Origin of the sequence: Mucilaginibacter sp. 14171R-50, assembly GCF_010093045.1 — a bacterium.
GTDB lineage: Bacteria > Bacteroidota > Bacteroidia > Sphingobacteriales > Sphingobacteriaceae > Mucilaginibacter.
In genome coordinates, this window is the sequence record NZ_CP048115.1 from 2810975 (window position 1) to 2833943 (window position 22969).

Below are 22969 nucleotides of genomic sequence, written 5' to 3' on the forward strand. Positions count from 1 at the left end.
CCATGGGCGCACCAACAAAAATAGTTATCATAGAGGATGATGATACCATCAGGAACGGTTACGAATTTCTGATAAACGCAAATAACGGCTATAAGGTTGTAAACACCTATCCTTCATTTGATATTGCACAGCACACCATTGGTACCGACCGGCCCGATGTTATTCTGCTTGATATACAGCTGCCGGGCACCGGCGGTATTGCCGCGCTGCCAAAACTAAAAAAGATGCTGCCCAACGTTTTGATACTTATCATTACAGTTTACGAATCAGAGCAGGTAATATTCGACGCGCTGATGAACGGCGCGTCGGGATACCTTACCAAAAGCACCCCCTCGGTAAAGATCATCGAGGCTATACGCGAAGTGTGCGAGGGCGGTGGACCAATGAGCGTTAATATTGCCCGCATGGTTATCTCGTCCTTCAGGCGTAACCAGGACTCGCCACTGTCAAAACGCGAAACCCAGATACTGGAAATGATAGCCAGCGGCAAAAGCCGGAGCATGGTTGCCAAAGAACTTTTCATTGACCTGGAAACCGTCAGGAGCCATATCAAAAAAATTTACATCAAGCTTGATGTAAACTCACGCTCAGAGGCCATAACAGCCGCGAAAAAGAACAAATTTATTTGAATTTACCGGCAAAAAGCTCAGGAAAATTCTAAAAATCACCCCGACTGGGGGATACGCCGCGCAAAAGCACAGCTTAAATTTGATTAACAATTAAAAAAGTAGTTTTTGTAATTGGTAACCACTGTGTTACAAATAATTAAGCTTCTGTTTTAATATTAACAACTACGGCTATGGAGATAAAATATATCACACTGTTTGCAGCTGATATAAACGAGCAGACGGCATTTTGCCAGGATAAACTGGGGTGCAAAATAAAAAAGGAAACCAGCTTTTTTGACGGGCAGCCATGCACCATTTTAAACGGCCAGCAATTTAATATAAACCTGGTGGTAATCAAGAGCAATGATGGGGCGAAGCACAGCAGTACTGTTATCCTTAACTCAAAGGATTTCCTGAAAGATCATTACGAATTGAAGCAAAAAGGCATTCAGTTTCAGTCCGCGCCCGAGTACACTGCCGGTGGCCTGGCCGCCGCTTTTACCGACCCTGCCGCAAACCGCTGGCTGCTTTTAGAAGAACGGGAGTATAACGAAGACTAATATGGACTACCTGAAGGTATTAAAGAATAATAACAAGATAATCAGTAAAACAACCTACTGTAAAGAGGATGTTCAAACTGCTGCCGACCTTACCCTGCGCTGTGTTTTTTCGGGTAACGAGCGGTGCAGCATTGGCCGCCGGGAGCTTTTGATATATGCCGATTCGTTTATTATGCTGAATAAGGGCACACAATACAATACCTGTATCAGTTCCGAAACACCCGTGCAATCTTTCGCTGTTACCTTTGATAAAGATTTTGTAAACGATTTTTATAGCAGCTATACGTTATCGAACTATAAGTTACTAAACGGCATAACAGACACCGCCGAAAACAAGCTTAACGAAACTTTATACCCCTTTAACGGCGACATAAAATTCAATTTGTCGCACCTTAAGGCCAATTTAGACAGCGGCCTGAACGACGAATTACTTATAAACGAATACCTGCACCACTGCCTGATAACTTACAATTCGGTTTATAATAAAGAGATATTTGAAAAGGCACGCCTGTTGCCTATCCAGAATGCAGGTACGCGCCTGGAGATATTGCGCAGGCTAAACCTTGCCAAAGAATACCTATACAGTAATTACGATAAAAATATTAACCTGAACGAACTCGCCGCTTACGCTTGCCTGTCGGTAAATCATTTGCTGCGCACATTTAAACAGGCCTTTGGCCGTTCGCCACATCAGTTTTTGACTGATATCCGCTTAAAAAGGGCGCAGCAGCTATTGCGCAAAAGCAACTATTCGGTTAACGAGGTGGTAACCCTTATCGGTTTTGAGTGCCCCAGCTCGTTCATACGTCTTTTCAAACAGCGGTTCGAAACAACACCGCTTATCTACCGTCAGTCGGCGTAGTCCACATTGTTCCTGACGTGTTACACCTGCCTCAAAACAGGTGTATCCCGTTACGAATGGTGATTCTCGCACATCCTTACTGTTCCGCATCGGCTATTATTGCTCACATAAATGCATACCTGTGCACAGGGGTGTTTTAACTGATTTCTTATTCTAAAAACAACTAAATGAAAAAAATTTTACTGATCTGCATGTGTTTTTTACTGCTCTTCAAAACACAACTGTTTGCGCAGGAGCGCACCGTTAGCGGTACGGTTACTGCAAAAGAAGATGGGCAGCCCATTCCCGGGGTAACCGTGAAAATTAAGGGGACAACAATTGGTATGCAAACCGGCACCGATGGTAAATACGCCATAAAAGCAGCAAACGGGGCGGTTTTAACGTTTTCGTTTTTAGGCTACAACGAGCAGCAGGTAACGGTAAACAAGGACATTATTAATATTGTGCTTACGGTTAACAGCCGCCAGCTTGGCGAGGTGGTTGTAACGGGCCTTGGTATAAACAAAGCCAAAAAAACACTGGGTTACGCACAAACCTCGGTAAAAAACGAGGAGATAAACAAGTCGGCGCCTATCAACCTCCTGGGTGGCCTGCAGGGTAAAATATCCGGCGTAAATATCTCTAACGTATCCGGTGCAGCGGGTGGTTCTACCAAGGTAATATTAAGGGGTTATACTTCCATAGGGGGTACCAATCAGCCCTTATATGTGGTAGATGGTGTGCCATTGAACAATTCCAGAAGTGGGTCTGATGATAATTTCGACTTTGGTAACAACGCAAACGATATCGACCCTAACCTGATTGATAACATCAGCTTCCTGAAAGGTTCGGCGGCAAGCGCTATATATGGCTCGCGCGGATCAAACGGGGTAATTGTTATTACCACCAAAAAGGGTAAGACCGGTAAGCCCACTGTCGACTTTTCGTCGGCGGCAACGCTTACCAATGTTGCCTACGTTTACAAACCGCAGGAAATTTTTGGCCAGGGCTGGGACGGACATTTTGTACCCGGCGAAAACGGTAACTGGGGCCCTAAATACGATGGTCAGCTAAGGCCATGGGGCGCGGTGGTAAACAATACACAACTTATCAAGCCGTTCTCGTTCATTAAAAATAACATAAGAGATACCTACGATAACGGCCTTGATTTTAACAACAACATTACCATAAGCGGTGGTACCGATGCCTCTAACTACTTGTTATCTTACAATAATATTCACAGCGATGGGGTTTTACCCGGCAATGTTGATGGCTTTTCGAGAAACAACTTTACCTTAAAGGGTGGTACCAATTACAAAAACTTTTCGGCCGACGCTACGCTGAACTATGTCGCCAAGAACGGAAGCTTTGTGGCCACCGGCCAGGGCCCAACGGGGGTAGCCAACACGTTTTACGAAAGTGTTTTGCAAATACCTGGCGATATCCCCATTAAAGACCTGAGGGATTACAAAAACCTTTATTTCAATACGGATAACTACTATACTCCGTTTGCCGAAAACCCGTATTATACCTTATACGAAAACGGCAGCCGAACTAAAACCGATAGGCTTTACGGTAACATTAACCTGAACTACAAACTGGCACCATGGGTTACCCTGCAATTACAGCAAGGTGCCGATGTAAGCAACGCAGGTACAAAAATTTGGTACAACAGCAATTCGCCTACACCGGGCAGCTGGGTTGGCGGCGGCAATACTGAAGGCCAGTCAAGGGCGCCGGATGATGGCGGTGTTGAAGAAGATAATTACCAGAACTACGAGTATGATACCAAATTGCAGGCCTTGTTTGTTAACAAGATAGGAGCTGATTTTGATATAAACGCAGTAGCCGGTGTAAACTATAACGACAGGGGCAGCCGCAGCGTGGCAACATCCATCCAGGGCTTAGCTATACCGGGGTTCTTCAACCTGTCTAACAGCGTAAACAAACCGTCAAGCGCCGAATCTGAAAGCCATCGCCGCCTGGTAGGTTTTTACGGCCAGGCTACCGTGGGTTATAAAAACTATTTATACCTAACCGTTACCGGCCGTAACGATATAACCTCAACGCTGGCAACGGGTAACAACAGCTATTTTTACCCTGCCGCAAACGCGTCGTACATACTATCGCAAGCGCTTGATCTGAAAAGTTCGGTGGTTAGTTATATAAAATTGAGAGGCAGCTACGGCGAAACCGGTAGCGATACCGACCCTTACAATATCAACAATGTGCTGTCGTCTACCAGTGTGGGGCTTGGGTTTGGCAGCATCAGGTTCCCGTTACAGGGAGTGCCGGGTTTTACCATCAACAATACGCTGCTTAATACTAACTTAAGGCCCGAGCGCGTAAAAGAATATGAATTTGGCGGCGAGTTCAGGTTTTTGAACGATCGTTTAGGGATAGATCTTACCTACTACCAACGCACCCGCCAGGACCAGATATTAGCTGTACCGATCGCCCCAAGCGGTGGTTACTCGTTCGAGCTGGTGAACTTTGGCGCGGTACGTAACCGTGGTATCGAACTGGCGTTTAGCGCAACTCCGGTAAAAACATCGCTGGTTAACTGGGATATCAACTACACTTTCTCGAAGAGCAGGAGTGTTGTTACCGCGCTGCCCGACGGCTTAGATAAAGTAATACTACAGCAAGACGGTTACGGCGGCGAGTTTGTAGCCATAAAAGATCAGCCCCTTGGTATTTTACAAGCACCTGTGCCTGCTTACGACCCGCAGGGCCACATTGTTGTAGATAGCCAGGGTTTCCCCATCGCCGCATCGGCAAACGGCAGCTATGGTAACTTCCAGCACGATTTTGTAATGGGCTTTAACAGCAATATAAGGGTACAGAACTTTACACTGGGCTTTACTGCCGAGTGGGATAAAGGCGGTAAGTTCTACTCGGGCACGGCCGACCTGTTTAACTTTGTTGGTGCCGATCCCCGCACCACCTATAACGACCGTAACCCATTTATTGTGCCTAACTCGGTACAGCAGGTTAAAGACGCAAACGGCAATGTTACAGGCTATATTGAAAACACTACCCCGATAAGCGAAAGCGATAACGACGATTATTATTACACCACATCTAACAAAGCGCTGGCATGGTCAAGAGATATCCTTGACAGGAGCTTTGTTAAGCTGCGCGAGGTTATTGTTAATTACAATCTGCCCAAAAGCTTAACCAATAAGTTGGGCGTATCCAAGGCATCGATAGGGGTGTATGGCCGTAACTTATATACCTGGCTTCCGGCCGGTAATAAGGTGGTTGACCCCGAAGTATCAAACTACGGAACAGACCTGGCCAGCGAATACGGCGAATTCCGTACGGCCCCGCCTTTGCGTTATTTCGGCGCCGCACTAAAAGTTACATTTTAATATTCTGATTCATGAAAAGTAGAAACAACCATATAAAAATTCTTTTTACTGCCGCCGTTGCATGCTTAACGCTGGGCTGCAGTAAGATCAATGAAATTAACGTAAGCCCCAATAACCCCTCGATAGATAAGGCCACCCCGCAGGTACTGTTCCCGTCGGGGGTAATATCTACCGCTGCTATGACGGGCGGCGAGCTAAATATTATTGGTGGCATCTGGTCGCAGTACTGGACACAGTCGCCGGCGGCCAACCAGTTCAAAACCATCGACTCGTACAACCTGCAGAGGCAGGACTTCAACCGGGGCTACAACGAACTATTCTCGGGCGCGCTGGCCGACTACCAACTGGCTATTGATAAGGCGAAAGCGAATAACCAAAACCAGTTTTTACTGATGTGTACGGTAATGAAAGCTTACACCTATGAGGTACTTGTAGACTTATACGATAAAGTACCTTACACCGATGCTTTTCAGGGTGCCAAAAACCTGCAGCCAAAGTTTGATGATGGTTACGATGTTTACAAGGCATTGATTGCAGAGATAGACGCTGCCCTGGCTACTGATTATGATGTAGATCTTTCGGCAGCCGATTCAAAGGTGGACCTGTTGTTTGGCGGCGACGGCACTGCAACCCCTGCCGATCAAATGGCTAACTGGCGTAAATTTGCCAACACGCTTAAACTGAAAATGTACCTGCGCATGGTAAATACCCATGCGGCCGAAGCGGAAGCGGGTGTACGCGCCCTTTACGCTGCAAATGCCGAGTTTTTAGACAGAAGCGCGGTAGTAGATGTGTTTAAAGACGAAACAGATCAGCGTAACCCCATATATGAGTATACGGTGAAGAACCTGGGTGCTAACGATCTGCGCGCAAGTAAAACATTTACCAGCTGGCTGGTTGCTAACGATGATGCGCGCATTAAAGAATACTTTGGCACCGCTGCGCCAACCCCTATTGATCAGGGTAACTTTAATGCGCCGCAAACGGCACAGCCGGGGTATTACATTGCAACAGCGCCTGCTTTTGGCCCAAGCGACCCCGTTTATTTTTTAACCGAGGCCGAATCCTATTTTTTACAGGCGGAGGCTGCGGCGCGCTATAATGTAGGCAACGCTTCGTCGCTTTATACCGATGGCGTAAACGCGGCTTTTGCGCAGTACGACCTGCCGGCACCTACAACCGGGGTGTACGCTTACCCCAACAGTGGTAATTTCCAAACCAATTTGCGGGCTATCATTTATCAAAAATGGGCGTCGTACCCAAATTCGCATGCGCTTGAAGGATTTTTTGACCAGGAACGTACCGGCTACCCCGAGATCAGCCCCGTATACTCGCTGGATCCTGCTTATAAGCCGGGCGAATGGGTATACTCTAAAAACGGAGTTACCGGCGGTAAGTTCCCCAAAAGGCTGGTATATCCCGATGTTGAAAGAAGCCGTAACAGCAATACACCGCCCGAAGTGCCTATTACTACCCCTGTATGGTGGGGATTGCCAAATTAATTAACAGCAAAAAAAGATATTATGAAAAGATATATAAGTTACATCGCCCTAATGTTAACAGGGGTAATACTTGTTTCGTGCCACAAGGATAATTTTAATTACAAGCCAGGTTATGTGGGCCGCTCTAAAATAACCATATACCCCGTTATCACCGTTAAAGGGGATGATTATGTGCTGGTTAAAAAAGGCGATACCTATAACGACCCGGGCGCTACAGCCAAAGCCGGTACCGAGGATGTTGAAATAACCAGCACCGCTGTAACCACAAATGCTGCCGGGGTGTATACCCAAACATATACCGCAACCAACGCAGATGGTTTTTCGGCGACGGCTACACGCCACGTGGTAGTTTACGATACCGATGCAAGTGCCGCCTCGAACGATTTTTCGGGTAATTATGCGCGTAGTACAAACGGCTCTGTAGCCGAAGTAACAAAGCTCGCGCCGGGCGTTTACTCGGTTTTTAACCCCGGCGGCGCGCCCGGGACCAACCTTACCGTAATAGCGTTTAATGATACCGGCAATGATTTTTACATCCCGCAGCAAAATGCCAGCGATGGGTCGCCCACCAGCTCGTCGCAAGAGTCATCGGTAAGCGCACCCGGCGGAAAACTCGCGGGTTTTAAATGGGCAATTGTAAACCCAACTTACGGGCCGGCGGTAAGGATATTCAATAAAATATAATTAAGCAACCATGAAAAAAATAATCAATATAAAAAATTTATTGCTAACCGCGCTGGTTGCGGCTACATTTACCTCGTGCCAAAAGGATGAAGTTATTGGCGGTACTGCCGTACAAAACCTGTCAGGCGAGTTTTGGGTGAAGCTTGACAATGGCGCTGACCCGACGGGTACTTTTGACGATAGCTATTATACATTATCAACCTACAACACCGCATCAAACAAGGCAGACAGCCTGTGGATAGACGATGACTACGACAGCCCCGCAGGAAAGCCCTTTTGGGCCATTAAGGGCAAAATTGGCGCCGATGTTAAAAACCTTGCGTTTTCGGGCAAAGATGCAGCCAACCAGATATACGAGAGCAAGTTTACCATAAGCAACGGTAAAATATTAAGGGGGGCAGCCACAGCGCCTGGCACCAAACTAAAAACAGATTCGATATACTTCGAGGTGCAATTTGACGACGATCCTATTCCGGGCACGGTTCACAAAGTGAGCGGCTATGCCCGCACCCGCTTTGATGCTGACGATCATTATTAATTAACTAATCGACCATAACGGGTAGCCGGGGCTTAAAAACCCCGGCTTTTTTTAGAATAGTGATTTTCACCTATTGGCAATTTTAAACATTACCTAAGTTTGAAATACTGACCGTGATGTTAATAATATGGTCGGTTAATAGTTATTGAAAAGTCAGTCACGCGAGGTGGGTGACTTTTTTATTATACACGGCGCTGAACGCTGTTCGTTTCGCCCGCGGCAAAAAAAATATTGAATTGGGAGTGGTTACAGAGGCGCATTATCACAAGTTTATGTGGATATGGAAAAAAACTGCGGGGTAGTGGTGAACTTTCTTTCTGACGCTTTGCGTTACAGCCCGGAAAATCAAGGATCATTATTTACACCCGGGCGCAGGGTGATGAATTTGTCATCTCGGTAAAAGACCAAGGGAAGGGGATAGACTATATCAAACGGTTGCAGTCAACTGCAGTTGCAATAAGTTTAGGTATATTTGTTAACCGCTTTAACAGTAATATCCATATGGCCTACTACTCACAACCAACCGTGGCGCTTGACAGCCTGTTCCCGCAATTTGAGCCTGCATTGAAAACATTTCTTCAGGAAAATGCGCATTTGGTAAGGGTTGCTGCCGGAGAGCAGATCATGCGTACGGGACAATACATCCGCGCAACGGTTATGGTACTCGAGGGTCGCGTAAAGCTTTACCGGGAGGGGGATGAGGGCGGCGAGTTTTTTATGTACTATCTGGAACCGGGCGATGCCTGCGCGCTCTCGATGATCTGCGCAACCAAACAGCAAACCAGCCAGGTAACGGCCAAAGCCGTTGAAGATACACTGTTGCTTAGCATACCGATAATGTTAATGGACGAAATGATGAAGCAGTTTAAAACCTGGTATTATTTTGTTTTGGAAACTTATCGCGCGCGTTACGAAGAGTTGTTGGTGGTTATTGACCATATCGCGTTTAAAAGCATGGATGAACGCCTGTATTTCTACCTGTCTGATCAGTATAAAAAGCTGGCTACGCGCGAATTGCGCATAACCCATCAAGAAATAGCGGCCGACCTGAACTCCTCGCGCGAGGTGATCTCCCGTTTACTCAAGAAAATGGAACAACGCGGCGACCTGCGGCTGCATCGCAGCGCTATAGAATGGCTTAAATAGCCGGCGCCCCCGTTAACGTACGCCGAAGGAACGGCTAAGGCTATCCGCCCAGCCAATCAACCTTTGCTTTTCTGCTGCTGAAAGCACTGCATCGCGATGGATCATCGTATAGATGCCCATTGGCATTTCGTCTTCCTTAATCTCGTCTACCAGGTCGCTCAATTTGTGCTGTTTCCTGTTGGTGCTGTATGTATTAAATTCATCAAAGTTGAGGTGCTCCTTACCCTCGTTTACATCGTGTGCCAGCAACCACGCCACGGGTTGTATGGTATTATACCACGGATAGTACGTATTGTTGGAATGGCAGTCATAGCAGCTGCGTTTAAGCACGGTACGCACATCTGCCGGAACGTTGTAAAATTTTTCAATTCCGTTTACGGATGGCCCGGACGATATGTTTTTTGAAGGCCTTATCAGTTGTATAGCTATAAACAGCACCAACACGCCCAAAAGTATTTTCTTTAAAATTGTCATCGATAGCAGTTTAAATTTTTACTCCAAATAAATAACCAACCAGCGCGGATAAGCCCATGGCAAGCGTTCCCCAGATGGTGATCCGGATGATCGCTTTTTTAACGTCGGAGCCTCCGGCACGTGCCGCGATGGCGCCCAGAATGCTCAGGAACAAGATGGTGAAAGCATACAGGTAATATTCCATTTGCCTGACGGGCGCGAACAAGATAACCATAAGCGGCAGCACCCCGCCCGTGGTGAAAGATGCACCCGATGCCAGCGCCGCCTGTATTGGATTAGCCTGGCTGATCTCGTTAATGCCCAACTCGTCGCGCACATGCGCGCCTAAGGCATCTGCCGCCATCAGTTCAGTAGCTACCTGCCTGGCCGTTTCCTTCTTCAATCCACGCCGCTCATATATTTCTGCCAATATGTTTAGCTCTGCCTCGGGCATATCCTTCAGTTCCTGCGCTTCCCGGGTGATATCGGCTTGCTCCGTATCGGTTTGCGAGCTAACCGACACATATTCGCCCGCCGCCATCGATAATGCGCCCGCCACCAGCCCGGCAACCGTTGCCAAAACAATCGGCTCCCTGGTATTGCTTGCCGCGGCCACGCCGATGGCGAGGCTTGAAATGGATATGATACCGTCATTAGCCCCCAGAACGGCTGCCCTGAGCCAGTTGCTGCGTTTGATGTAATGACTGTCCAGATAATTATCTATAGTTAGCATAGTAAAACCTGATTAAGCGGCAAGTTAATAAAAGCAGCCGTATTTTAATAGTGTCAATGAGGCAGCCGTTCTTTGACGCGGCCGTACACAAATGTTCCCGCAAGCGCGCCTAAAACAACAATGGTCATGGCCAGATAGCCATAGCCAATGTTTACAAACATTGGCCCTGGGCAGGCGCCTGTAAGCGCCCAGCCCAAACCAAATATCAGGCCGCCCACGGCATACTTTACCCATTGTTTATCTTTTGCAGCAAGCCTGATCTGAACGCCTTGCACATCGCGCAGTTTTAATTTTTTGATCAGGAAAACCGATATCATTCCAAAAATTACCGCCGTGCCAATGATGCCATACATGTGGAAGGATTGAAAACGGAACATTTCCTGAATCCGATACCAGCTTACCGCTTCTGATTTCACCATTACGATGCCGAAAACGATGCCGGCTAAAATAAACTTGAGTCCTTTCATAATTAAAATATCAGCGGAAATAATAAGTGGGTCATGATCAGACCGCCCGCAAAAAAGCCGATCACCGCTACTAACGACGGTAACTGCAGGTTAGACAGGCCACTGATGGCATGCCCCGACGTACAGCCGCCCGCATAGCGCGAGCCAAAGCCGATCAGCAGGCCGCCTGCAAGCATCAGGCCGACATTCTGTAACGACAATGACTGCAGCCCGAATAGCTGTTCGGGTTCTAATTGTCCGTCAAAATGGATCCCCAGCGCATTCAGGTCGGTAATAGTTGCTGCCGATAACTGCAGGGGCTGTTGGCTTTGCAACCAGGTACGGGCAATTAACCCGCCCAGAACAGAACCCAGCAGGAACAGCAGGTTCCATTTTTGAGTTTTCCAGTCGAAATCAAAAAAAGACGTTTTTTTGCCCGCGCCGGCCAGGGTGCAAAGCGTTCGCAGATTAGAGGAAAAACCAAAGGATTTGCCAAAAAACAATAAAGTTACCATGATAGCCGCAATAACGGCCCCCGAGGTGTACCAGGGCCAGGGTTGCTTAAGTAATTCGATCATATTCAAAAATAATACTATTTATACAATGGAGGTTGGGCAAACATAATCTGTTATTTTAAATCTGCCTGATGCTTTCATCGCTTTAAAACCCCCTTTAATATCAATAAGGTTATCATATCCCCGCGCGCGCAGTATCGAATTAAAGATCATGGAACGGTACCCGCCGGCACAATGCACAAAGTACTTTTCGTTTTTGGCAAGTTTAGCTATCTGTTCATTGATCGTATCTAAGGGAAGTGTTTCTGCACCTGTAACATGCTCTGACAGGTATTCCGGATATTTTCTGACATCCAGCAGCTTTACCCGTTCGCCCGATGCCTCCAGGTCGGCAACTTCCTCCGGCGTGAGCGAAACGATATGGTCGGTTTCTTTTCCGGCAGTTGTCCATGCGGGCATGCCGCCTTTCAAGTATCCAATAGCATGATCAAAACCCACCCGCGCTAAACGGGTCACTACCTCCTCCTCACGCCCCGCTTCGGTAATCAGCAGTATCGGCTGCTCAATATCGGGTATCAGGGCGCCAACCCATGGGGCAAAGTTACCATCGATTCCGATGTTCACCGCATTAGGGATGAATTGACGGGCAAAATCCTGTGCGTCGCGGGTATCCAGGATCAAGGCGCCCGTTTCATTAGCTGTGGCTTCAAATTCTTCTGCCGAAAGCGGCTTCGTACCATGACTGATCACCTGGTCGATATTTTCGTAACCCTCCTTATTCATTTTTACGTTTTTTGGAAAATATGCAGGCGGCGCGGTAAGGCCCCGGGTCACTTCTGTGATAAATTCCTGCCGTGTCATGTTAGCGCGCAGCGCGTAGTTGTATTTTTTTTGGTTCCCCAACGTATCGGTAGTTTCCTGGCTCATGTTTTTGCCGCAGGCGGAGCCGGCCCCGTGAGCAGGGTAAATAATAATGTTGTCTGCCAAAGGCATGATCTTGTTTCGCAACGAGTCGTAAAGCGTTCCGGCTAACTGTTCCATTGTCATACCGGCTGCTTTTTGCGCCAGGTCCGGACGACCCACATCGCCGATAAATAGCGTATCGCCCGAAAATAGTGCCGTTTCTTTACCGTTTTCATCGGTCAGCAAATAACAGGTGGACTCCAGGGTATGGCCGGGTGTGTGTATCACACGCAGTTTTACTTTGCCCAGCGCCAGTTCGTCGCCGTCTTTAGCTACATGGGCAGCAAAAGCAGGAGTCGCTGTAGGGCCATATACAATTTCCGCTCCGGTTTTATTAGCCAGGTCGATATGCCCGGATACGAAATCAGCGTGAAAGTGGGTTTCTAACACATACTTCACCGTTGCGCCGCCGCGTTTGGCCCGTTCAATATACGGTGAAACTTCGCGTAGCGGATCGATGATCGCAGCTTCATTTTCTGATTGGATGTAGTAGGCGCCCTGCGCCAGGCATCCGGTGTAGATCTGTTCAATGATCATAGCTAAATAATTTAAATTCAAATTTCTGTAAATGATTTATTGATTTCGGTGACCATGGTCACACTTCATGAGCTCAGCACAAGTTCTTTAATGACGATGTAGCTACCCATGGCCAGCACAAACCAGCCGAAGCCCTTTTTGAGCTTGCTGCCATCTATTTTTTTGTTAAGCATGCCGCCGACAAAAATTCCGGCAATGGCGATGGCCGTAATTTTCAATAGAAAAAACCAGTTGATGGTGAAATGACCCAGGTCGCCGGTAAACCCTATCAGCGAATTAAGGGCGATGATCAACAATGACGTGCCCACAGCTTCTTTGATATGTAAGCCTACCAACAGCACCAGGGCAGGTATCAGCAGAAAGCCGCCGCCAGCCCCCAGTATGCCCGTTGCCAGGCCGATAGCTATCCCGTAACCAAAAAGCTTAGGCAGGTTTAATGGCCTTGAACTTGCTGTAAGTTCACGATCATTTGCATTGCCGGTACGGATCATGGCGCTTGCGGCAAGGACCATAAGTATCGCGAAAAGGATCATAGTTAGCCGGTTTGCTGTTATTTCAAAGGAGCCCACCTGGCCGAGATGTTTTGGAATAACCGGAATAAGGAACCTTCTGGTCAGAAAAACCGTGGTGATTGAGCTAAACCCAAACAGCAGCGCAGCTTTAATATTGACCAGGTTTTGCCGGTAACTGTTGATGGCACCCACTAGGCTGGTAGACCCGACAATGAACAAAGAGTACGATGTGGCAAGCAGTGGGTTGATGCCGAACAGGTAAACCAGAACCGGCACGGTTATGATGGAACCGCCACCGCCGATCAAACCAAGCGAAATACCAATAAAAGCAGCAGCGAAATAAGCGATCATCTCCATGACCACAAAAATCTGCATATCTAAACTTAAGTACGGTAACTTTGGTCACATTTGATCTTGTAACACCAAAAAAAAGACCAGCCTCCTTTTTGCTATAATAATTAAAGTGCCCGGATCTACTGGACACCACAACAGTTTCATCAACAGAAGATACGGGCTTTGTTATTTTTATAGGTATAAAATGAGTGGCCTGGTTTACCGGGGTATACTACCCATCATAAAATATCCAGGTCTCGCGCTACGTAATAGCTGGGTACCAGCGGCCGGTAGCCGATCTTTCTGAGTTTGGAGATGTCCGTGATACCTTCGAAGGGGTCAGTTAAGGGGCCTTGTTCGGCGTCAAAGGTCTCCGTTGCTTTTCCGAAGGCATCTGCCAGTTCGTAGAGGCTGATGGGGGCATCGTCGGCAATGTTATAGATCTGGCCATTGAGGCCGTCTGTTTGCAGTAGTATTTGTATGCCCTGGGCCACATCTAAATGATGTACCATTTGCATGCGCCAGCCGGAATGACGGTTCCATTTTTTTAACAGCGGCAGGATCTCTTCGATGTGCGGGTCTTTGTCGCCATAGACAAAGGCTAAGCGGAGGATGCGGACATCCAGTTCCTTTTTCAGAAGCTCCTCTTCGGCGGCGATCTTACTGGAGGAATAAGCCCTGGGATCATTGCTGTTCAATACCTCGTCTTCTTTGGCCGGGTGGCCATAACCCGAACTATAAACATTGCTGGTGCTGGTAAATACAAATCTTTTTACGCCTGCAGCTATGGCGGCATCGGCCAGGGCGATGGCACCGTCGTGGTTGGTTTTGACAATGCTGTCGTTATCAGTGGTACGGAACAAGGCGGCGAGGTGCACCACTGCGTCCACGCCCGATACTGCGGGAACCAAGGTAGCTGCATCGAACAGGTCACCAACGATGACTTCGGTGTTTGCCGGGGCTTTAGCGGCATCACGCACCAATACACGGACAGTATAGCCTTTAGCTATTAAACGGGGAACTAATCTGCTGCCAACCTTTCCGGTGGCACCGGTTACTAATATTTTCATAACCCAAAGGTCGGTCGATACGGAAACGTCCGCAAACGAAAATCAAACCAATAAGTATGATAATCAAACCTGCCGGAACGAGCTGGGCGTAGTCCCCGTTATTCTTTTAAAGTAATTATTAAAGTAAGTCGGGTATTCAAAACCCAGGGCATAGGCAATATCTGCGACGCTCCAATCGGTATGCTTCAACAAGGCTTTCGCCTCAGCAGTTACGCGTTCGGTGATATGCACCGAAGTGGGTTTGCCCGTCGCTTGTTTAACAGCGCGATTAAGGTAATTGACGTGTATTGCGAGTTTGGCCGCAAAATCCTGCGGCGTTCGCAGTTTCAACGGCGCTGCGGTATGTTCGATGGGAAATTGCCTTTCCAGCAAATCTATAAACGATTGTGTGATGCGGGCGGCACCGTTTTGCAGGCTGCGGACCGGCGGCTGTATGGCCAGTGCCTCATGAACGATCAGTTCAATGCAATTCTTGATCACGTCACGCTTATAGCTATAATTACTGTGATGAACAGCCAGCATCTTTTGAAAGATAGCCGTCATAAAAGCGGCCTGTTCCGTGTTCAGGGGTATCATTGGGTTTTCGCTGGCGTTCCAAAGCGGCGACTTTTTGACGATCGCCGGCATGAATGTTTCGGTAAAGATACAGGCATAGCCGGTCGTATTCACCGAGCGCCGGACGACAGAACGCGACACCCTGGGGTTCACAAAGAACAGCACCGTTCCGCTCAGCTCCAGCACCTCGCCGCCATATCCAACGGTCATTTCACCCGTTACCAGGCCCATCTTATAAAAATCGCGCCGCCCGTGCACTGCCGGCACCTCGACTAAAGCAGGCAACTCATGGATCTTGAAACCTTGCAGCTTCAGTTCCGACATGTTTACGCCCGGTATCTCATTGACCATAGTGCAAACTTAATAAAATCAAACCTGATTTTAGGGTTAGTAATCACATGATCAATCTTACCCCGCCAAGTTCTGAAACATGATAAGGAAATTTGTTACCGGGTGCACCGATGAACATGAAATTTTTTGGAATGTTCCATTCCTTCGATAGCTGGTCTATCATTTCCGGGCCGAACCGTCCCTCGATCTCTACAAAATCAATGTCAATATCCGGATACGCCCGGTCAAGCACCTCGATATCTTTTTTTAAATGATCGTTGTTACTGTCCTCGTTGGCGATATGAACGATCTTCAGACGTTTGGTGGCTTCGTTCTCTTCTACGTAGATCATTACCCGGTTCAGAATGGCGACGTTGTCACCGCGGGTAAAAAAAACCAGTTCCTGCGAATTGAGCTTTATCAAAGCACGGTAGGGCCGTATCGTTCTTTTCACCAGCCGCTGTAAAGGTTGGCCTGCGTGACTAACGGCATAGATGAGCCATCTGGTGACCCGTGCGCGGTTTAGCATTACCAGGATGAACAATACAGTTGGGATGAGATATTGAATAAAAACGTAGAACGATGGCAGGTTAAGCCGCATGTTGCCCAAGAAGGCCGCTACGATGAAGCCGATGGCTATGATGACAGAAATTACCGTGGCGCGTTCAGGGCGGGGCAGCTTTTCCCGCTTCACCTTTAAGAGCAGATTTCCTACCCCGAACAGGGCCATCACCAACAGGAAGGAAAAAGTATACACACCCGCCAGGCTGGCCAGGTCAGCCTTGGTTACTAACAATATAGACACGCATAACAGGAAGAAGCCGATAACGATCCTGTAGTTTACGCCCCTGCGGTTTTGGGCCAGAAAGAAGTTTGGCAATATCCTGTCCAGCGTGATCCGCTCGGCAAGGCCCGTTACGCCAACATAGGAAGTTAAAACCGCGCCGCTCAATACCAGCACCGCGTCGATCACAATGAAGTGGCTAAGCCAGCTGCCACCCGCCTTTTCTCCCATGAACGAAAGCAGCGATTCCTGGTGACCGCTGATGTCTGCCATGGGCAGGACGGCCAGCGCAAGCAGCGCAATAACGGGGTTAAAGAAACTTACCACGCCCCACATGTTACGCAGCGTTTTCGGAAACACCCCCGGTTTTTGTTCTTCAACAAAGTTGGCCGAACTCTCGAATCCGGAGATACCGAGCATAGCTGCCGAAAAACCCAGGAATAACGCAGTGGAGACGCCGCCCGAAGTGACCGGGAGATGCCAGTTAGACAAGAATATACCTGTTCCATGCTGAATGACAAACCAGCAGGCCGCCAGTACAAGCAATACGAGCGAAACGATATGGGTGATAAATATGATAACGGCTATGAAAGCGGACTCGCCGATACCAATGATCGTGAGCATCATGAAGATAACCAGGACCATGATCGTTGCCGGGATCAACGGTAGATCGTGAACGATGTCATGGAAATAGAACATGGCCTCGTAAGCCGAGATCACCGCGGTAGCCATGTAAGATAAAATGGTGAGGCAGGCGGCAAATGAAGCAGTACGCTTGGAGGCAGTATTCAGTAAAACGTTATAAGCACCACCATTCAATGGCAGGGCCCCGACCACTTCCCCATAGATCTTCCGGAACAGGAAAAGCACCAAGGCCACTACCAGCAGTGATATCCAGGCATACTGCCCTGCATAGGCAATGGTCAATGCAGAAACATACAGACAGGAAGAACTGATATCGTTACCCGAGATGGCAGTTGCCTGCAGTTCGTTAAGTTTATGGAGTGTAATATTTTTTGTACTCATAGACCGGCGTTAAATCCTGCGTTATCAATAGAATACGCATTTTGAAGCGTTTTTGTTTGGATGGCGATAGGGCAGAGAGCAGCGTGTAATTTGGATTTACAGTTAATTTTTTGTGTATACGACTACCTCGGCAGGGAATTCCATCATGCACTTATTGAAGTTACACTAACAGCACGAAAATAGGGTGACGGCTAACGGCTCATTTAAAGATGCTGGTCATTGTAAGAATGGCCGATGCGAGGGAGAAGCCGGAGGATTGAGGGCGGTGGTAAGGAATTACCCCACCACCGGACCAAAAGATGGTTAACATGGTTAACATAATTAACGCCTATTTTGAATTAAATAATTGATTACCAATATTTTATATTAAAACCGTGTTAACCATGATTTTACACATTTAAAAGAACGATTAAAATAAATATGGCACCATCGCACCAGGTACAAGATTTTCCATTATTGCCCGAAGTATTTCGGAGAGGGCTTACGCTTGGCTTAATTTCGAGGGAGGAGATTGTTTTGTGGGCCGATCGCATTATTGCGGATACTGACGAACCCGACTATTTTTTTATCGAGGTATCGCTTAGCGGCGATGTAAACGGCCTTGTTGAAGTATTACACAAGTATGTTAAGCCAACTAACAACCCGATATACGATAGGGTGCTTTTGGGGCTTATATACCACCGGCAGCCGATAGATGATGTGGAAGAAGCAGAGAAGGTAGCAAAAATGGTAGGTAGTATGTCGTCATGGGATAGGTTAACACCTTTTGAGAATGACACTATCTATGAGTTTGACGAATACCATATATACTACTCGCCTGATTTAACCCAACTACAGGTAGAACTGAGTAGTTTTCTGGCTATTTACAAAGCATTCACCCTTGGAAATTATACACAGTGGGTTGATATCAACTTACAGGTATTGGAATTGCTGAAGGAAAAAGAGAAACGGGTTAATGCAGTTAACGAATCGCTTAGGAAAGCATGGGCGAAAAAGGAAAAGAAGCGAAAACTAAAACTTTACCTCAAAAGGATCGGCGCCCTTGTGCTTTTGCTGGCTTTTTTCATTTTAATGATCGCTTTGTTTGATGATAACAGCACCAGGCATTTTATGTGGTACTCCATCTTAGCATATTTTTGTGTTAGAGGGGGATATGAGTGGTGGAAGCGAAGAAAGAAATTAATGAAGCGCGTGCGTTGGTAAGCCAGGCATGGCGGGGATGGAGGCTTCCTCATTCACCGCGTCATTGCGAGGAACGAAGCAATCTCTAAGCATGCAAATTAATAACGGCCATTATCACAAGCGGCACGCGTGCGCCAGCGTAGGGGCGGGTATGGAGATTGATAAGATATCAGTTATGAAAGCGCCCGAATTTGCCGATGGCGGTTTTAGTGACGAAGACCCCGCCGGTTACGTTGGCCAGGCTACAATTTTTAAAAAATCAGCATCACGCCGGCCATTGTTGCCGGTGAGGCCGGCCGCGAATGAATTGCACCAAACTGGATGCTGCAAAACCCGCGCACGGCTAATATCATAGGCACGCTGATCCAGAATAATTTCGACATTGGCTAGCTGGTGGCAAAGTTAGATCAGGTTCAGCAACCATAAAAGACCAGCAGGTGATATTCAACGACCGTGCATACGATAACTATAAAGCTAAAAAACTGGCTGTAAAAGATGCGGTAAATGCATAAGCGAGAAATTTGCTTTTGTAAAAGTATTAAGTTAGCTTCGATATCATAAACCAAATCTTATTGTCATGCCAACTTTAACCGAAGTAAATCTCGAAATCGCCGTAAGAGACGGCGTAGACGACAATTCCACAGTCCAGTTTAAATTATATCACGGCAGCGAATCAAACGTCATTGCATATTACGATGCAAACGTTATAGGTAGCGAAGCGCCATGGCGCCACCCTTTGCGAATGTACAACCCGCTCGATAAATCCCAGCTTAACGAAACAACATTTTACATGGAAATTAACGCTAAGGGGCATGATTCATTTAACGGACACCTGATCTTGAATTTCGTATTTTCTGACGGTTCAAAATCTGCTTTTGATTACGGTGACTTTAGTATCGGAACTTACCGTGAATCTAACACTACCAGGAAAGCAATTCAGGTGTAACCTTGCAAGGAACTTCTTCTTTCTCCTATTTCTGTTATGCTGTCTGAGTAGCTCAGGCCAGCACAAACGCCACTGGCCGGTTTGCGGCGGGAAGGCTAACTGTGTAGCTTGCAAAAATTGTAAATATTGCAAAAACGGCAACAAATATAGCGGTACTTGCGGTTTTCGTAAACGTACACCAAGACCTTCATTTAATGAAAGAGATCCAAAAAGTTATGGACTATAAATATTTTTTTATATGGCAAAGCAAAGCGAAAATAAATCGGAGGAAAAATCAGAACAATTAAAAACCTGCGGTATAATCATGCCAATTTCTCCAACTGATGGTTACACAGACTCTCATTGGCAGGAAGTAATGGCAATTATAAAGTTAGTTGTTACAGAATCTGGCTTTGAACCAAATATCGTTAGTAACGCAGATGATGTAGGTATTATCCATAATCGTATTGTAAATAACCTTGCCGAAAATCCTATAGTCATCTGTGATGTTAGTTCAAAAAACCCTAACGTAATGTTCGAATTGGGTTTACGTCTGGCGTTTGACAAAGCCACAATTATCATTAAAGACGACATCACAAGCTACAATTTTGATACATCTCCAATTGAACATCTCGGCTATCCAGCTGACCTTCACTATCACAAAATCGAAGAATTTAAAGTAAAATTAAAAGGCAAACTATTAAAAACTTACGAAGCTTCAAAAGCTGAAAACTATTCGACTTTTTTAAAGCATTTCGTCAATTATAAACCCAAATTGACTACTGAAGAAGTGCCAGCAAATGTGTTTTTTGAAAAGCAATTTGAAAAGGTTTTCGAACGCTTAGATCAGATTGAAAGAAAAGATCGACCTGTTAGATACACCAGTAAATCTCCTGAGACCAAACAGGAGGCGACAGCCATAGCACAACAGATATTTGCTGATTATCTTGACGTAAATGCGTCCAACAAATCATTTCAACTGAAATCATTTGATGAAAAGCTTAAGCTTTTGATTCTTCAACTATATCAAAAACAAAACGGTGTAACGAAAATACTTCCAGCGACCGAAATCATACATCTTGCTAATCAAATGCTTGAATGGAAAAATTTATCGTAATAAAACTTTTGCCCCCCCCCCCCGTTAAAATAGCAGTTCAAAGCCGCGTTTTAGCGGCTTTTATAGCCTTGTCCTTAAATTAAAACAAGGATTTATCAGGCAAGTTAATTTTGATTGATTTCAATGGTAAATCCCGGAGCGTACTATTAACAACCACTATTGAGTCTGCCCAACGTTTGGAGCTTTTATCAAATTTTTTACAAATCAATTTGTCTCCATAAGCTCTTAAAATAACCAAACCTTTATGTGAAGTTAATTCAGAAAAATAAATTTCATGTTGGGCTTTTCCAAAACCAAGTATTCCAGAAATAACAACTATCGACAATAAGGTTATTATACAGTTGGACAAAAAATCTTTGATATCTGTATTTGGTTTTTTAATTTTTTTATAAAAAATATCAGTTATTTCATTATTTGATAAATCTGGGTTAAAGCCTTTAATTTTATGCCATAAGCTAAATCTTCTCTTGATAGTTTTTTGTGTAAATTTTTTTATTAGATATAAGATTATAATATCAAAAATTAATATTGAAAAGAATGCTATAGTGCTGAATTCAATTCTTGTAATAAGAAAAAAAACTACAGTTAATATTGACAGTTGAAGATATCGAACTTTAAATCCAAAACTATCTGCAAAGGAATTTCGTCTTTGAAAAAGCAAATTGATATAGTAAACAAGAGTTAGAATAACAGAGATCGAACCAAAAAAAACCCTAAAACATTCATTACACTTATTTGAATAAATCCAGCCGGCAATTTAAAGTAAGAACAATAAAAGTATTCGTAAATGTATACCGAGAAATAACTTAATCCAGTCAGCATCGCTATGGTTTCAGTAGGATGTTCTTTTAAATATGATGAAGGTTTCATAAACTAATATACCATAAATCCTATTACTAAAAAAACGTTGCACTACGAAGTGCTGCAATAGGATTGATCCTTATTATTCATTTTGGCCCCCTTGCTGTCGCATGCGTGCCGCGTGTGACAAAGTAAAATCCTTACCGGCCCAAGTTTCAACTTCACCCCCAAACACATTAAACTCTCAGCTTAAAGCATAATGCTATTTACAGATATTTCTGTAAATAAACCGCACCTTCCCTTACCCGCTTGTGTGCAGAATTATTCGCTTGATCCCATTGAGATCACTCCTCAAAAAACCATGTTTTCCTGAATGGATTCGAACCACTACTACCCGGACCAAAACCAGGCGTGCTGCCATTGCACCTCAGGAAAATATTTTGTAGAACGTAAAGGACTTGAACCTTTAACCATCACCGTATCTGTATTTAATTTTTTGGGCAGCGATATTACCTCGCAAAAGAACGCCTGAAATCCAAAGGCGACACAGTGGTTTTGAGCTTGAAAAATTTGCTAAAAGACTGGGGATGTTCGAATCCTAATTGATAGGCTATCTCGCTTATCGAGGCCGGGCTGGTTGATAACTGTTCCTTCGCTTTTTCGATCAGGTGGTTATGAATGTGCTGTTGTGCGTTTTGCCCCGTAAGTGATCGCAGCATATCACCTAAATAACTGGCACTAACGTTTAACTGTTCTGAAAGAAATTGAACAGTAGGAAGCCCCTGCTTTTGTATGTTTGGCGACCTGAAGTAAGTGTGCAAAATTTCTTCTACCTTTTGAAGCAGATCACTGCTTACCGCCTTACGGGTGATGAATTGCCGGCTATAGAACCGGTTGGCATAATTCAGCAGCAATTCTATCTGGGAAATAACCACGTCCTGGCTGAAATTATCGATCCGGCCATTTAATTCTTCTTCAATACTCTCAAAAACAGCAATGATGGTGGTTTTTTCTTTTTCTGATAAGTGCAGCGCTTCATGGACGGAATAAGAAAAAAAGCCATATTCTTTGATCTTCCTGGCGAGTTCGTAACCCAATAAAAAATCCGGGTGAAAAAGTAAAGTATAACCAGATTGATCACTGAGTGCTTCGTGGGCCCCCGTGATCTGGTTCGGCGAAACAAAAAACATTCCGCCCTCGTCAAAATCGTAGTAATGCTGCCCATATTTGAATTTTCCCTGGAAGTTCATCTTATAGGAGATCTTGTAAAAATTCAAAATGTGTGGGCTGGGAAGCCTTTCCAGCGGGATTGTACCACTGGCGTTATTCATCAAACTTACCAAAGGGTGCATAGGTGCCGGCATGTTCAGCACCTTATGCATCCTTGATAAAGAATCGAATCGATGGTTAGCTATTTCGTCCTTCATGATGGTT

The 22969-nt window shown here is 45.8% G+C and carries 23 protein-coding genes and 1 tRNA gene; 12 read left to right on the forward strand and 12 right to left on the reverse strand.

The window, feature by feature from the left end; genetic code table 11:
- The first annotated feature begins 2 nt into the window (after nt 1–2).
- The 8 genes from GWR56_RS12910 (at nt 3) to GWR56_RS12945 (ending at nt 9253) form a co-directional block, all read left to right on the forward strand.
- Complete coding sequence (locus GWR56_RS12910) at nt 3–629, forward strand: response regulator transcription factor (RefSeq protein WP_162431647.1); 627 nt, start codon at nt 3–5, stop codon at nt 627–629.
- Nucleotides 630–799: 170 nt separating this feature from the next.
- Nucleotides 800–1168 (forward strand): VOC family protein, encoded by a 369-nt coding sequence (locus tag GWR56_RS12915; RefSeq protein ID WP_162431648.1) that lies wholly within the window; start codon nt 800–802, stop codon nt 1166–1168.
- A 1-nt stretch (nt 1169) separates the two neighbouring features.
- On the forward strand, nt 1170–2030 hold the full coding sequence (locus GWR56_RS12920) for a helix-turn-helix transcriptional regulator (RefSeq protein ID WP_162431649.1): 861 nt from the start codon (nt 1170–1172) through the stop codon (nt 2028–2030).
- Nucleotides 2031–2197: 167 nt separating this feature from the next.
- Nucleotides 2198–5383 (forward strand): SusC/RagA family TonB-linked outer membrane protein, encoded by a 3186-nt coding sequence (locus GWR56_RS12925; RefSeq protein WP_162431650.1) that lies wholly within the window; start codon nt 2198–2200, stop codon nt 5381–5383.
- 11 nt (nt 5384–5394) lie between these two features.
- Entirely contained in the window at nt 5395–6885 is a 1491-nt protein-coding gene (locus tag GWR56_RS12930; protein WP_162431651.1) for a SusD/RagB family nutrient-binding outer membrane lipoprotein, read from the forward strand.
- Between the two features lie 21 nt (nt 6886–6906).
- Nucleotides 6907–7569, forward strand: coding sequence for a DUF5011 domain-containing protein (locus GWR56_RS12935; protein ID WP_162431652.1), 663 nt, complete (start codon nt 6907–6909; stop codon nt 7567–7569).
- A gap of 10 nt (nt 7570–7579) precedes the next feature.
- A complete protein-coding gene (locus tag GWR56_RS12940; RefSeq protein ID WP_162431653.1) occupies nt 7580–8107 on the forward strand; it encodes a lipid-binding protein in 528 nt (175 codons plus the stop codon).
- 501 nt (nt 8108–8608) lie between these two features.
- Complete coding sequence (locus tag GWR56_RS12945; RefSeq protein ID WP_162431654.1) at nt 8609–9253, forward strand: Crp/Fnr family transcriptional regulator; 645 nt, start codon at nt 8609–8611, stop codon at nt 9251–9253.
- Between the two features lie 12 nt (nt 9254–9265).
- Here the strand turns inward: GWR56_RS12945 and GWR56_RS12950 are convergent, their stop codons facing one another.
- The 9 genes from GWR56_RS12950 to GWR56_RS12990 all read right to left on the reverse strand — a co-directional run bounded on the left by GWR56_RS12950 (nt 9266) and on the right by GWR56_RS12990 (nt 17510).
- Nucleotides 9266–9727 (reverse strand): heme-binding domain-containing protein, encoded by a 462-nt coding sequence (locus tag GWR56_RS12950; protein WP_162431655.1) that lies wholly within the window; start codon nt 9725–9727, stop codon nt 9266–9268.
- Nucleotides 9728–9737: 10 nt separating this feature from the next.
- Nucleotides 9738–10439 (reverse strand): VIT family protein, encoded by a 702-nt coding sequence (locus tag GWR56_RS12955; protein WP_162431656.1) that lies wholly within the window; start codon nt 10437–10439, stop codon nt 9738–9740.
- A gap of 53 nt (nt 10440–10492) precedes the next feature.
- Complete coding sequence (locus tag GWR56_RS12960) at nt 10493–10906, reverse strand: DUF6691 family protein (protein ID WP_162431657.1); 414 nt, start codon at nt 10904–10906, stop codon at nt 10493–10495.
- Between the two features lie 2 nt (nt 10907–10908).
- Complete coding sequence (locus GWR56_RS12965; RefSeq protein ID WP_162431658.1) at nt 10909–11463, reverse strand: YeeE/YedE family protein; 555 nt, start codon at nt 11461–11463, stop codon at nt 10909–10911.
- Between the two features lie 18 nt (nt 11464–11481).
- Entirely contained in the window at nt 11482–12900 is a 1419-nt protein-coding gene (locus GWR56_RS12970) for a rhodanese-like domain-containing protein (protein WP_162431659.1), read from the reverse strand.
- Between the two features lie 65 nt (nt 12901–12965).
- Complete coding sequence (locus GWR56_RS12975; RefSeq protein ID WP_238395232.1) at nt 12966–13787, reverse strand: sulfite exporter TauE/SafE family protein; 822 nt, start codon at nt 13785–13787, stop codon at nt 12966–12968.
- Nucleotides 13788–13984: 197 nt separating this feature from the next.
- Entirely contained in the window at nt 13985–14815 is an 831-nt protein-coding gene (locus GWR56_RS12980; protein ID WP_162431660.1) for an NAD(P)-dependent oxidoreductase, read from the reverse strand.
- A 63-nt stretch (nt 14816–14878) separates the two neighbouring features.
- Nucleotides 14879–15721 carry an AraC family transcriptional regulator gene (locus tag GWR56_RS12985; RefSeq protein ID WP_162431661.1) on the reverse strand — a complete coding sequence of 281 codons (843 nt, stop codon included), beginning with the start codon at nt 15719–15721 and terminating at the stop codon, nt 14879–14881.
- Nucleotides 15722–15764: 43 nt separating this feature from the next.
- Nucleotides 15765–17510 carry an APC family permease gene (locus tag GWR56_RS12990; protein WP_162431662.1) on the reverse strand — a complete coding sequence of 582 codons (1746 nt, stop codon included), beginning with the start codon at nt 17508–17510 and terminating at the stop codon, nt 15765–15767.
- A 420-nt stretch (nt 17511–17930) separates the two neighbouring features.
- Here GWR56_RS12990 and GWR56_RS12995 point away from each other — a divergent pair, with 420 nt between their 5' ends.
- From GWR56_RS12995 to GWR56_RS13010, 4 genes are all read left to right on the forward strand, one after another.
- Entirely contained in the window at nt 17931–18713 is a 783-nt protein-coding gene (locus tag GWR56_RS12995; RefSeq protein ID WP_162431663.1) for a hypothetical protein, read from the forward strand.
- 70 nt (nt 18714–18783) lie between these two features.
- Nucleotides 18784–19047 (forward strand): hypothetical protein, encoded by a 264-nt coding sequence (locus tag GWR56_RS13000; protein ID WP_162431664.1) that lies wholly within the window; start codon nt 18784–18786, stop codon nt 19045–19047.
- A gap of 222 nt (nt 19048–19269) precedes the next feature.
- The gene (locus GWR56_RS13005) at nt 19270–19638 is read left to right on the forward strand and encodes a hypothetical protein (protein WP_162431665.1); all 369 of its coding nucleotides are present in this window, start codon (nt 19270–19272) and stop codon (nt 19636–19638) included.
- A 238-nt stretch (nt 19639–19876) separates the two neighbouring features.
- Nucleotides 19877–20734 carry a hypothetical protein gene (locus GWR56_RS13010; RefSeq protein ID WP_162431666.1) on the forward strand — a complete coding sequence of 286 codons (858 nt, stop codon included), beginning with the start codon at nt 19877–19879 and terminating at the stop codon, nt 20732–20734.
- 79 nt (nt 20735–20813) lie between these two features.
- Here GWR56_RS13010 and GWR56_RS13015 read toward each other — a convergent pair whose 3' ends face one another.
- The 3 genes from GWR56_RS13015 to GWR56_RS13030 form a co-directional block, all read right to left on the reverse strand.
- Nucleotides 20814–21395 (reverse strand): hypothetical protein, encoded by a 582-nt coding sequence (locus GWR56_RS13015; protein ID WP_162431667.1) that lies wholly within the window; start codon nt 21393–21395, stop codon nt 20814–20816.
- A gap of 504 nt (nt 21396–21899) precedes the next feature.
- Nucleotides 21900–21970: transfer RNA gene (locus tag GWR56_RS13020), tRNA-Gln, on the reverse strand.
- Nucleotides 21971–22044: 74 nt separating this feature from the next.
- Nucleotides 22045–22962: an AraC family transcriptional regulator gene (locus GWR56_RS13030; RefSeq protein WP_162431668.1), complete on the reverse strand. Its 918-nt coding sequence runs from the start codon at nt 22960–22962 to the stop codon at nt 22045–22047.
- Nucleotides 22963–22969 lie beyond the last annotated feature (7 nt).